Raw genomic sequence first — 11,066 nt, 5'->3', positions numbered from 1 at the left:
TCCTGGGAGAAGTTCTCGGCGATCTCACGGTGGTAGGACGGCAGATTGTCCTCGGTGAGCAGGTTGGTGATCATCGCGGCCTGCGCGACGTCGGAGAGCTTGGACTGCTCCGGGTCGTAGTCCTTGCCGCCGAGGGCGGCGAAGTTGCGGCCTTCGTCCCACGGCACGTAGTCGTGGGGATGCCATTCGCGCGCCATCGAAATGTGACGGTTCACGTTGTCCTCGGCAGTGGGCACCAGCTCTTGCAGAAGCTCGAGCTGTGTCAGATCCCTCGCCATTAGATCGCCTCCATAGATTGCGTACGACCGGTCCAGCTTACGGCACCGTAGGTTCGGTGTGAACCGTGTCGCGGCTGTTCACTTGCTGTTCGAGCAGTCGTGACGACCGACATCGGCCGATGTGGGGATCTTCGCGACTGCTGCAGTTCTCCCTGCACGTCGCTGCGGACGGGCCGATCGTTACCCCGAGTGTACGGACCGGGTGCCGCCGAATGCAGTTCGGCGGAAGGGTGTGTGGTGCCCCCAGTAGGACTCGAACCTACGACCTGCGGATTAAAAGTCCGTAGCTCTACCAACTGAGCTATAGGGGCGCGGATCGAAAGTGTAATGGGCAGTGCAGCCGTGTCGGTCATGCACCCCCGGCACCGCGTTTCGGGGGTCAGCGCCCGAAACTGCTGCAGCCTTGCGGCGCGGGGATACCGGCCAGGCGGTCGTCGATCCAGGAGTACGCACCGGGAATGCCGCTGATCGCGACGACGAGGTGTTCACCGAAGTACTCCTCGAGGCGTACGTCGGCACCGTGTGCGCACCACTCGTCGTACAGCGTTTCCGCACCTTCCCGGGGGATCCAGAATTCCTGACGGCCCTGGTAGATCATCGTGGGCACGGTGGGGGCGAGATCACCGCCCATCCGGGTCGCGGCGATGATGCGTTCGGCGATCTCGGTCCGGTCGACGTTCGGCACGTCCGAGAGGGCCTGGGCCGGTATCGGTGCCACCAGTCCGCCGGGAGCGAGCAGTGTGATGCAGAGATCTTTGGCCACGGTCGCCAGACGCAGTCCGTTGGCGTTCATCAGGGAGAACATCTCGGGATACTCGCGGGCAACTCCGAGCGCTGCGGACAGGAACAGCGTCGACGCGACGTTGCCGTTCATCGACGTCAGCAGAATCCGGTAGTCGGTCGGTGGACCGCCGAAGGCCGCGCCCACCAGATTGACCTCCGGCGCGTACGACGGGGCGAGTTGAGCGGCCCATCCGGTGGCGATCGCCCCGCCCGAATAGCCTGTGACGGCAATCGGGGAGGACGCGGGCAACCCGAGTTCGGGGAGGCGCACCATCGCGCGCAACGCGTCGAGCACCGCATGGCCGGCCATGCGCCCGGCCGCGTACGCCTGCCGAGGACCCTCGTGATCGGTGACGACCACTGCATAATTCTTGGCGAGGAACGCCTGCACCGCTGGAATCTCCCGGGCGATACCTCGGGGCATGGTCCACGACGGTGCACAGGTGTTGCCCAGTGAGTTGATGGCCATGTTGTACGCGACGACGGGACGCGTGCCGGGACCGGCCCAGGGTGCGTCGGGCACGATGACGGTCGTCGCCGCAGCGACGGGTCGGTCTTTGGAATCGCTTGTGCGGTAGAGGATCTGGGTCGATATGACCGGGGTGAACAGCGGCCCCACGCTCACGCGTCGGGTGCCGAGAACCGATCCGGGCGGGAGCTCCTCGAATCCTGCCGGCGGGTCGAAGAACGCCTCGCCGAGTGGGGTCGGCAGGTAGAGGGCGGGATCGGCGACGGGATCGAGGAAGTTCGTCAGTGGGTCGGCGGCGACGGTGTGCGCGGTCGACAACGTCAAGGCCGACGACACGAGTAGTACTGTCATCGAACGACATACGCGGATCGATAGATTCATGGCGTGCACCCGTCCCCGATCGGCCGAAGCATCATGTGTGATGCGCATCACGCTATGCCCGAGGTGGTCTACGTCTTCGGCTATTCCGAGAATGTGTCGAAACCGTTACCGTTTCGCCGCTGATATCGATTATGAGACAGTGCTTTTGGTGACCTCACGGAGCGGGTTTGCCGTATTCGATTGACCAGCAACAGTTTTCATGCGCTAAGGAGCGGTGCAAACGAAGGTGCCTCGAGAGATGCTCGTGCAGAATGTAATTCGATATTCAACTGCTTTCCGGCTCTGGGAGACCGGCGGCCATTCGGCGGAATTCGTACGCATGCTCGGTATCGGCGTTGTGGCTCGAACGGCGGTGCCGACCTGGCCCGAGCGGACGTACGTGAGCGGCTCGAGTGCGCACCCCCTGCAGCGCACTCGAGCCGGGTGAACAATACCATTCGGCTTGTTTCAGTTACCCAACCGAATTTTCTGTCGGCTGCACGCGTCGTAGCGGACCGCAGGTGAGTCGAGTCGCGTGTCGTTCGGGTGAAGTACTCTCTACTTGTACTACCTGTGGATATGCAGGGCGCTTGGGCTCGGAGGCACGGAGTAAATGGCACAACAGGAGCGCGCACGGCGGACCCGGGCGGCAATCGTCGAGGCAGCGGCGGCGGAATTCGCCAAGCGCGGATATGCGGCTGCGTCCGTCAACACCATCTTGGAAGGATCGAACGCCACCAAGGGGGCGATGTACTTCCATTTCCAGTCCAAGGAAGACCTGGCCCGAGCGGTGCTCGCGGCCGGACTCGACCGTTATGTCGCAATCTCCGAGAAATGGGCGGATTCGACCGCGCATCCCTTTTACGTCATCAAGGGAATCGTCGACGACATCGCGCAGAACTTTCAGAACGATGTGATCGTGCGTGCAGAATTCCGGCTGATCGTCGAGCCCGAGTTCTACGCGGAGGTGCACTCCGGTGGTGGCCGGGTGTGGGGCGCTCAGGGGTACGCGCAGGCCGAGAGAGCGCTGGCGATGGGAGACCTCAAGCCGCAGTTCGACGCGGCCAAGTTCGTGCGGGTACTCGCCGCGTCGATGGCGGGTCAGCGTTACATGTCGGATCTGGTGGCCGACAACGCAGATCTACGCGAGCGGTTCGAGGAGTCCGTCGAGATCGTGCTCCTTGCCATGGCGTCGGATAGTTGGTTGGCCGAGTTCGAACTCCACGGGTGGGAGCAGTTCGGCGAAAACGAGGCAAAAACTGCCTCTGACCTGCCGGTTTGAGATTTACAGCGAAAGTGTCCTAAGCTATCCCAGCTCCCAACGGAACGCCGTTGAGGGTAGCGTCGAAGCAATTCGGCGGGCCCCCTTCGTCTAGCGGCCTAGGACGCCGCCCTTTCAAGGCGGTAGCGCGGGTTCGAATCCCGTAGGGGGTACGCAGGAAAGCATCGGATTGACAATCCGATGTGCAGTACAGCATTCTTCATCTCGCTCCGGCGAGAAGCAGATTTGCAGTTCGGAGAGTTGGTGCGCTAGAAATAGCGCGGCAACAACAGCAAGGCCCTGTGGCGCAGTTGGTTAGCGCGCCGCCCTGTCACGGCGGAGGTCGCGGGTTCGAGTCCCGTCAGGGTCGCAGAATCGGTGTGAAAGCACCGGCATTGCGATGGCATTGTTTCACCGGTGCCGCCCGGCCAGGTAGCTCAGTTGGTACGAGCGTCCGCCTGAAAAGCGGAAGGTCGCCGGTTCGATCCCGGCCCTGGCCACCACGGTTGTGATCGACAAGCACTGACAAAGCCCCTCTCGACTTCGGTCGAGAGGGGCTTTGTCGTCTGCGGAGTATTCACTGTCCCGTGACGGCGCTCGATTGCAACGTTAGGCTCGACAGGTGGATGTGATCGCTCGCGCGCAAGCCGATCTCGCACGTGGAGACACCAACGCCGCACGAGACGGGCTCCTCGACGCCTTGCCGCGCAACCCGTCGTCGCCGGCGGTTCTGGAACTGCTCGCGTACACGTATCTCCTTCTCGGTGATCGTGCGGCGGCCGGTGCCGTGTGGTTTCTGACCGACAAGGCCGACGACGATCCGACGGCGTCCGCTGCGTTCGCGGCACTGCAGAAGCAGTACCGGTCGCCGCTGATGCTCGCCCGAGCGCTCCCCATCCACGCGCCCTCGGATTGGTATCCGGTGCGGGCTCAGATGCGCCTGGAGCGACTGGGAGCCGCAATCGCAGCCAATGGGCAGAGCTGGATCCCACCGCGCGATGTCGTGTATTTCGACGAGGACGGAGTCGACTCCGACGACTTCTATGCCGCGCGTACCGCCGACGAGGACGATGCCGACGACGGGTTGAAGACGTCTGGTTACCGCACCGTGAGGCAACGTGCGATCGCAGCGACCATCGTCCTTGCCATCGTTGCCACCTCTGCGTCGGTGGTGTTGGCACTCGTCTTCGGGTGATGGCGATTCTCGGAGGGGCGGTTCTCGAACGGGTCGCTCGAATCCGAGCGTAGAGTTCGTCGGAGGATATCGAGGCCGACGACCGAGGGCGACTTCATTTCATGGGCACAGCGAACGGCGCACCGTCACCGCGCGACGACAATTACGACGTCAATCTTGCCCAGGCGAGAGTGTTCGCGCGAGGACTGGCCGAACACATTCGGACGTGTTCGGCGGCCATCGAAATTGCGCAATCCAAAGCATTTCGGGCTCGCGCCGATCGTGCCGAATCTCGCGCGAGGCAATTCGAGTCCGAGGCATCCACTCTCCGCACCGAGCTCTACGAGATGTATCGGCACATCGACGCGATGACGGCTCGATTCCCGGAACTGCGGACCGACCCGGCAGTCCGCGGATAGCGACCGCCCGAATCAGACTGCGGCGGAACCGGTGACCAAGCCGAACGTGGTCTCGGCTCCACGCCGGCCCAGCGCCGAACCCCACACCGAGTACACCGCGTCCGTTGTCGTGGACTGCTCCACGTCGCGCCCCTCGGCGACAGTGATCAGCGTGCGGGAGAGCTCGAACAGACTTACCCGGTGATTCTTCGCCGTGGTGAACAACTCGTCGATGGCGTCGGCCACCGAGCCGCCGTGGATCCCGATGAGCACTCCGGTCGCGATGTCGACGTCGGTACGAGAGGCGGGTGAATCGGGCAGTCTGTCGGTCATCTTTTTCCTCGAGATGGTGTTGTCGGTGCGGATGACCGAGTGGATTCTGGGTCGAGCGGGCTTCACTGTCTCACACCGACATGACTTTTCATACAGTCGGTTTCGCGCGGACGTGCATGCGCTCGCCCTGAGGTCCGAACAGGCTCAGCAGCTCGACCGGTCGGTTGCCGACAGCGCCGAACCAGTGCGGTACCCGGGTGTCGAATTCGGCGGCCTCACCGGCCTTCATCGTCAGATCGTGTTCGCCGAGAATAAGTCTCAGGGTGCCGTCGAGAACGTAGAACCACTCGTATCCTTCGTGCACTCGTGGGCGCGGCTCCTTGTCGTCCGGACGAATCAGCAGTTTGAAGGCCTGCAGTCCGCCGGGGCGGAGCGTCAGCGGAAGGATGGTGACGTTCTCGCGCACCGTGGCTGTGGTGCGTACTCGGGGATCGGCGACGGGGGGAGTCGTCACCAGATCGTCGAGTGCCATCTGATGCGCTCGCGCGATCGGCCACAGTAATTCGAGACTGGGTTTGCGGTCACCGGATTCGAGCCGCGAGAGCGTGCTGATCGAGATGCCGGTGGTCTCGGACAGTGCGGCGAGGGTGGTGTTCTTCTCCATTCGGATGCGCTTGAGGCGGGGGCCGAGGCCGGCGATGAGCTCGTCGAGGGTGGTTTCTGCGTCCGTCATCGATCCATTGCAGTTTCGGCAAACGAATTTGTCAAGTCGCTCCCATGCGGCGCGCGGGAATGCAGAGGCGAAAACAGCCCGGAGGCGACGGCGGGAAGCTCATACTCGGTTCATGATCGCTCGTCCGGGGCACCCGCAACGTACCGGCGTGGTCCGCGATGCCTACGGCAGTTCCGCGTCCGAGGCCTTCATGGTGGTGGCCATTGCCACGATTCTGGTCACCAGGGCGTATTTGGAGCTCACGCACTACCCGCAGGTCGGTGGCAAGTCGCTGCACATCGCGCACGCTCTGTACGGCGGGGCGGCGATGATGCTGGCTCTGCTGATCGGGTGGATGTTCATCGGGTTCGGCGTTCGGGTCTTCACCGTGGTGCTCGGCGGAATCGGGTTCGGGTTGTTTCTCGACGAGGTCGGCAAGTTCGTCACCAAGGACAACGATTACTTCTACGGCCCGTCGTCGGAGATCATGTACGTCCTGGTGGTGCTGCTGTTGGTGTTCAGCAGGATCGTGCGGGAGTTCCGCAGGCCGTCGCGGGACGAGTCGCTGGCGAATGCGGCCGCGATCGCCGCGGATGGCGTCGCGCACGGTCTTCCCGAGCATCGGCGCGACTGGGCGCTGCGGATGGTTGCGCGAGCGGAGTCGGACGGAGCCGACCCGGACACCGTAGCCGGAATCAGATTGTTGCTCGGCACCTGCCGCCGGTCGACATCGCGTACCCACTCGATGCGCCAGTTCGTTCCACGGCTGATTCCCGCGTTCTTCACCAGTCCCCGTTGGGTTCCCGTCGTCGGCTGGGGACTGGTCCTGATCTCCGGGGCGGGAGTCGTGTTCGGGATCGTCGAGCTCGTCCTGGGTGACCTGCTCATCGATCGCCGAGACCTGACGATCGACGTCGACAGGATGGGCATCGCCAGCGGCATCCTGTTCGTCAGTGCCTGCATCACTTTCGCCACGGCGCTGCCGGCGATGCTGCGGTTGCGAACGGACGGTTCCGTGTGGCCGTTGCGCACTCTCCGCGTGTCCGCACTGGTGTTCACGTTGCTCAACGCGCTCGTGGATTTCGCCCAGGAGGGGTTCGCTGCGCTGGGAAATGTAGCGGTCGGTCTGTTCGCGCTCGCGGTCATCTCGCACCGCATCACCGTCCGAGCCGACGAAATAGCCGGTACTACGGAATCGGTTGCGCTGCAGGAGGATCGAGACTCCGATTGCTCTCGAACCGTCGAACCACGCCGCTGAGCGGATCGACGAACTCGATGGAGCGAGCCAGTAGGCGGAGCGGATCGGAGTAGTCGTCGTCGGCGACCTCGCGGAACGACGGATAGAAGTTGTCGCCCACGATCGGGATTCCCAACGAGCACAGATGAACCCGAAGTTGATGCGTCTTCCCGGTGCGCGGGTGCAGCCGATATCGACCGTACGACCCGAGAGTGTCGACCAGTTCGATGCGTGTCTCGGCATTGGGCTCGCCCGGTACCTCCCGTGCCTGAAGAACGCCGCGTTCCTTGACGATTCGACTGTGCACTGTCAGTGGGAAGTCGACATTCTGGGACAGTGGGGCAATTGCCTCGTACTGCTTGGTGACCGTGCGCTGAGCGAACATCTCCTGATACGGCCGGCGCGCCTGCCGCTGCACGGTGAACACCAGGACACCCGCGGTGAGTCGATCCAGTCGGTGAGCAGGGCTCAACTCGGGGAGATCGAATTGTCGTCGCAGCAGAACCAACGCCGAGCGTGCGATGTACGCGCCTCGCGGCGTCGTGGCGAGGAAGTGCGGCTTGTCCACCACGAGCAGGTTCTCGTCGCGGTGCAGCACATCGAGGGAGAACGGCACGGCCGATTCCACCGGTGGGTCACGGTAGAGGTAGATGTCCGCACGCGGGCCGGCGATCGTCGACGGGTCGATCGGTACGCCCGCTGCATCGACGACCTCCCCGCCGGACACCTTCTCGGTCAACCTGGCCGCATCCTGCGGGAAGCGGGCACACAGATATTCGAGCACCGTTGCGCCGGTCGCGACGTCGGGCATCCGCACCCTGGTGGGGTCGAGGCCGTCGCGCAACGGAAGTGGGGCGGCAGGCATGCAACGACTGTAATCGGTGCACGCATGGAAACACCCCGGTCGGAATTCCCGACCGGGGTGTGGACTGCGGTGACGCGCCGTGCCGGCCCGACCTAGATGGTGACGACCATCTTGCCGGTGTTCTCGCCCTTCATCAGTCCGATGAAGGCGGCCGGGGCATTGTCGAGGCCTTCGACGATCGTTTCGTCGAATTCGATTGCGCCGCTGGCGAGCCAATCCGTCATCTTCGCGCGGAATTCCTCGGTGAGGTGCGCGTACGAGCCGACGATGAATCCCTTCAACGTCAGCTCCTTGCCGATGGCGAGGGCGAGGTTGCGCGGGGCCGGGGTCGGTTCGGTCGAGTTGTACTGAGCGATGGCTCCGCACATGGCAATTCGGCCGTGCTTGTTCATCGACCCGATAGCAGCTTCGAGATGGTCACCGCCGACGTTGTCGAAGTACACGTCGATGCCGTCGGGAGCTGCCTGTCGGAGCTGTTCGGCGACAGGGCCGTCGTGGTAGTCGAATGCCGCGTCGAACCCGAGCTCGAGCAAGCGAGCAACCTTGGCGGGGGATCCGGCGCTACCGATGACGCGAGATGCGCCGAGCGCCTTGGCGATCTGTCCGACGAGCGAGCCGACGGCCCCGGCAGCGCCGGAGACGAACACGACGTCGCCTTTCTGGAACGACGCCACGGCCGTCAGACCCGCATACGCTGTGGTGCCGGTCATTCCGAGTGCGCTCAGGTATGCCGATGCCTTGGCTGCGCCGAGGTCCACCTTGCTGGCTCCCTGTGCCGGGACGATGGCGAGATCGCGCCATCCCTTGCCGTGCACAACAGCGTCGCCGACTGCGAAACCGTCGGCCTTGGATTCGATGACCTCGCCGACGGCACCGCCGTCGAGCGGCGCATCGAGCTGGAACGGCGGGACGTACGACTTCACGTCGTTCATCCGACCACGCATGTACGGATCGACCGACATCACGATGTTGCGAACGAGGATCTGCCCGTCCTGCAGTTCGGGGAGGTCGACGACCTCCGCGCGAAAGTTGTCTTCGGTCGGCCAGCCTTCTGGGCGGGACGCGAGGTGAATTTCGTGTGCCTTCATGATGATGGTTTTCCCTACTCGTCTTCGGTGACGGTGACGGTGACGTCGATGTTGCCGCGGGTGGCGTTGGAGTACGGGCAGACCTGATGTGCCTTGTCGGCCAGTGCCTGTGCGTTCTCGCGGCTCAGGTTCGGCAGAGTCACCTCGAGGGTGACTGCGAGCTGGAAGCCGCCTTGGTCGTTCGGGCCGATGTCGACACGAGCGCCGACGGCCGAATCGGTGACGTCGGCCTTGTCCTGACGCGCCACCATCTGCAGTGCGGAGTGGAAGCACGCGGCGTAGCCGGCTGCGAACAGCTGCTCGGGATTGGTGCCGTTTCCGCTGCCGCCCATGGCCTCCGGGATGGCGAGATCGAGGTCGAGACGTCCGTCGGAGGTGCGGGCGTGGCCGTTACGGCCTTCGCCGGTGGCGAGTGCCTCTGCGGTGTAGATGGTCTTCATGATTCTCCTTCTGTCGTGCGCGAATCGGTGTGATGGAGAGCGCTCGTCAATGCGTCGAGCGATTCCTTGAGCCTGACGAGATCGTCGACTCCCATGCCGGTCTTCTCGGCCAGCTTGCGGGGGAGGTCGAGTGCCTCAGCGCGTAAGGCGCTTCCGGTGTCGGTGAGATGGATCTCGACGCGGCGTTCGTCGGTGCTCAGTCGTCGACGCTCGATGAAACCGAGACCTTCGAGTCGCTTGAGCATCGGCGAGAGCGTGCCGGTGTCGAGATCGAGTTCTGCGCAGATGTCCTTGACGCCGCGCCCGTCCTTCTCCCACAGCACCAGCAGAACCAGGTACTGCGGGTACGTGACGCCCAACTTGTCGAGCATCGGGCGATACACCGCGGTGGTAGCCCGCGAAGCGGAGTACAGCGCGAAGCACACCTGACGATCGAGTGCGAGTTCGTTGGTCACGAGAAGAACGGTAGCGCACGGTTAAGTTGTGCGCAACCTATCCGCCCGATGTGAGTGGAACTTCGTAGCCTGCTACGAGTCGGGAGTGGAGCCTGCGGAACGACCAATCAGGCTCCGTCACTCACATGGGGGTCAGCTCTGCAGAGCGTTTTTCAGGCCGTCGAGCACGATGGTCGCCGCCGTGGGGCCGGCGTTGAGGTACCACGGGTCGTCGTCGACGCGCACGATGTGGTTCTGCGTTGCCGCGCTCATCCCGGTCCACAGTGGGTTGGTGGTGTACGACGCGGCGCTCGAATCGGCTCTCGCGTCCTGGCTGGAGACGAATACCCAGTCGGCGTTCGCCAACTGGATCTCTTCCTCGCTGAAGTCCTGCGAGGTCTTGTCGAATTGCTGGCTGGGCGGACGCGCCAGACCGGCGTCCGAGGCGATGAATCCCGCGAACGACGCGACGCCGAACACGCGTGCCCGGTCTGCGGTGAAGCGGACGAACGACACCGTCGGAGCACCCTCGGACCCGCCGCCGTTGGAGACCGAATCACCCAGTGCGCGAGCGTCGGACGCGAATGTGTCCAGGAACCCCTGCGCCTGCTCGGTGCGTCCCAGTGCATCCGCGAGAAGAAGGAAGTCCTGCTTCCAGTTCACGCCGGTGCCCTCGGTCAATACGGTCGGCGCGATGGCCGACAGCGTCGGGTAGATGTCTTCCGAGCCGGTCTTGTTGGCCAGGATGAGGTCGGGTTCGGCGGCGGCGACGGCCTCGATGTCGACGCTCTGGCGATTGCCGAGATCTGCCATCTGCGTCAGTTGGTCCGCGTACTGGGGGAACGAGAAGCTGATGTAGTCGGGCACCAGATCGGCTCCGTCGCCGTAGGCGGCACCGGTGGGGATCACGCCCAGGGTCAATGCGGCGTCGAGCTGGCCGGTGGCGATCACCACGATCTTCTTCGGCTCGGCGGGGATGTCGGTGGATCCGCCGAAATGCCCGACGGTGCGCGGGAACTCGCCGTCGGCGGCACCCGAACCCATTCCGTCGGGTATGCCGGTGGGGCCCGGAGCGTCCGATGCCGCGTCGGTGCTGGAGGTGGGAGAGGTGGCGGTGCTCGGTGTCTGCCCGCCGCTGTCACCGCACGCGACGGTGGTCAGAGCTGCGACTGCGACGAGGGCAGTGACGACGAGCAGACGTTTCACTTCGATCTCTTTCACCGAGCGGGCATGGATAGGTAACCCTAGCCTGGCGACCACGTGAGCGGAACTTCGTAGCAGGGGTCGAAGTTCC

At 64.0% G+C, this 11,066-nt stretch carries 13 protein-coding genes and 4 tRNA genes; 7 read left to right on the top strand and 10 right to left on the bottom strand.

The features are described 5' to 3' along the window. The 3 genes from CH262_RS01310 to CH262_RS01300 all read right to left on the bottom strand — a co-directional run. The coding region (locus tag CH262_RS01310) for an acyl-ACP desaturase (protein ID WP_179274883.1) at positions 1-278 on the bottom strand (278 nt) is incomplete at its 3' end. A gap of 235 nt (positions 279-513) precedes the next feature. Beyond that, positions 514-589, bottom strand: a tRNA-Lys gene (locus tag CH262_RS01305). Positions 590-657: 68 nt separating this feature from the next. After that, complete coding sequence (locus tag CH262_RS01300; RefSeq protein ID WP_256988608.1) at positions 658-1,881, bottom strand: lipase family protein; 1,224 nt, start codon at positions 1,879-1,881, stop codon at positions 658-660. Between the two features lie 622 nt (positions 1,882-2,503). Here CH262_RS01300 and CH262_RS01290 point away from each other — a divergent pair. The 6 genes from CH262_RS01290 (at position 2,504) to CH262_RS01265 (ending at position 4,744) form a co-directional block, all read left to right on the top strand. Continuing rightward, entirely contained in the window at positions 2,504-3,172 is a 669-nt protein-coding gene (locus CH262_RS01290) for a TetR/AcrR family transcriptional regulator (protein WP_027495877.1), read from the top strand. Positions 3,173-3,251: 79 nt separating this feature from the next. Next, positions 3,252-3,324: transfer RNA gene (locus CH262_RS01285), tRNA-Glu, on the top strand. 123 nt (positions 3,325-3,447) lie between these two features. Beyond that, positions 3,448-3,521, top strand: a tRNA-Asp gene (locus tag CH262_RS01280). Positions 3,522-3,577: 56 nt separating this feature from the next. Next, positions 3,578-3,654: transfer RNA gene (locus CH262_RS01275), tRNA-Phe, on the top strand. Positions 3,655-3,773: 119 nt separating this feature from the next. Next, positions 3,774-4,346 (top strand): DUF6584 family protein, encoded by a 573-nt coding sequence (locus tag CH262_RS01270; RefSeq protein WP_032371325.1) that lies wholly within the window; start codon positions 3,774-3,776, stop codon positions 4,344-4,346. Between the two features lie 101 nt (positions 4,347-4,447). Beyond that, positions 4,448-4,744: a hypothetical protein gene (locus CH262_RS01265; RefSeq protein WP_032365867.1), complete on the top strand. Its 297-nt coding sequence runs from the start codon at positions 4,448-4,450 to the stop codon at positions 4,742-4,744. Between the two features lie 12 nt (positions 4,745-4,756). Here the strand turns inward: CH262_RS01265 and CH262_RS01260 are convergent, their stop codons facing one another. After that, on the bottom strand, positions 4,757-5,056 hold the full coding sequence (locus CH262_RS01260; protein WP_045842143.1) for an ANTAR domain-containing protein: 300 nt from the start codon (positions 5,054-5,056) through the stop codon (positions 4,757-4,759). Between the two features lie 88 nt (positions 5,057-5,144). Further along, complete coding sequence (locus CH262_RS01255; RefSeq protein ID WP_027495879.1) at positions 5,145-5,729, bottom strand: helix-turn-helix domain-containing protein; 585 nt, start codon at positions 5,727-5,729, stop codon at positions 5,145-5,147. 112 nt (positions 5,730-5,841) lie between these two features. Between CH262_RS01255 and CH262_RS01250 the strand changes: the two genes are divergently transcribed. After that, complete coding sequence (locus tag CH262_RS01250; protein ID WP_230678349.1) at positions 5,842-6,966, top strand: hypothetical protein; 1,125 nt, start codon at positions 5,842-5,844, stop codon at positions 6,964-6,966. Here CH262_RS01250 and CH262_RS01245 read toward each other — a convergent pair. The 5 genes from CH262_RS01245 to CH262_RS01225 form a co-directional block, all read right to left on the bottom strand. Beyond that, positions 6,896-7,810 (bottom strand): pseudouridine synthase, encoded by a 915-nt coding sequence (locus tag CH262_RS01245; protein ID WP_094716702.1) that lies wholly within the window; start codon positions 7,808-7,810, stop codon positions 6,896-6,898. The two genes, CH262_RS01250 and CH262_RS01245, sit on opposite strands and share 71 nt — an antisense overlap. A gap of 92 nt (positions 7,811-7,902) precedes the next feature. After that, positions 7,903-8,898, bottom strand: a complete 996-nt coding sequence (locus CH262_RS01240; protein ID WP_048320513.1) for an NADP-dependent oxidoreductase — start codon at positions 8,896-8,898, stop codon at positions 7,903-7,905. Positions 8,899-8,912: 14 nt separating this feature from the next. After that, the gene (locus CH262_RS01235) at positions 8,913-9,338 is read right to left on the bottom strand and encodes an organic hydroperoxide resistance protein (RefSeq protein ID WP_032365872.1); all 426 of its coding nucleotides are present in this window, start codon (positions 9,336-9,338) and stop codon (positions 8,913-8,915) included. Further along, positions 9,335-9,793, bottom strand: a complete 459-nt coding sequence (locus tag CH262_RS01230) for a MarR family winged helix-turn-helix transcriptional regulator (protein WP_032365873.1) — start codon at positions 9,791-9,793, stop codon at positions 9,335-9,337. Before CH262_RS01230 ends, CH262_RS01235 begins: the two co-directional genes overlap by 4 nt. A 132-nt stretch (positions 9,794-9,925) precedes the next feature. Continuing rightward, the gene (locus CH262_RS01225) at positions 9,926-10,978 is read right to left on the bottom strand and encodes an ABC transporter substrate-binding protein (RefSeq protein ID WP_094716701.1); all 1,053 of its coding nucleotides are present in this window, start codon (positions 10,976-10,978) and stop codon (positions 9,926-9,928) included. Positions 10,979-11,066: the final 88 nt, after the last annotated feature.

The sequence above is a fragment of the Rhodococcus sp. 05-2255-1e genome, from assembly GCF_002259025.1.
Lineage (GTDB): Bacteria > Actinomycetota > Actinomycetes > Mycobacteriales > Mycobacteriaceae > Rhodococcoides > Rhodococcoides fascians.
Note: the sequence above shows the minus strand (reverse complement) of the source record. Positions and strands in the feature narration are given on the sequence as shown.

Coding starts and splice junctions, on each gene's coding strand:
- CH262_RS01300 (WP_256988608.1), bottom strand. CDS start 1,881: ATGACAGTACTACTCGTGTCGTCGGCCTTGACGTTGTCGACCGCGCAC.
- CH262_RS01290 (WP_027495877.1), top strand. CDS start 2,504: ATGGCACAACAGGAGCGCGCACGGCGGACCCGGGCGGCAATCGTCGAG.
- CH262_RS01250 (WP_230678349.1), top strand. CDS start 5,842: ATGATCGCTCGTCCGGGGCACCCGCAACGTACCGGCGTGGTCCGCGAT.
- CH262_RS01245 (WP_094716702.1), bottom strand. CDS start 7,810: ATGCCTGCCGCCCCACTTCCGTTGCGCGACGGCCTCGACCCCACCAGG.
- CH262_RS01240 (WP_048320513.1), bottom strand. CDS start 8,898: ATGAAGGCACACGAAATTCACCTCGCGTCCCGCCCAGAAGGCTGGCCG.
- CH262_RS01260 (WP_045842143.1), bottom strand. CDS start 5,056: ATGACCGACAGACTGCCCGATTCACCCGCCTCTCGTACCGACGTCGAC.
- CH262_RS01265 (WP_032365867.1), top strand. CDS start 4,448: ATGGGCACAGCGAACGGCGCACCGTCACCGCGCGACGACAATTACGAC.
- CH262_RS01235 (WP_032365872.1), bottom strand. CDS start 9,338: ATGAAGACCATCTACACCGCAGAGGCACTCGCCACCGGCGAAGGCCGT.
- CH262_RS01255 (WP_027495879.1), bottom strand. CDS start 5,729: ATGACGGACGCAGAAACCACCCTCGACGAGCTCATCGCCGGCCTCGGC.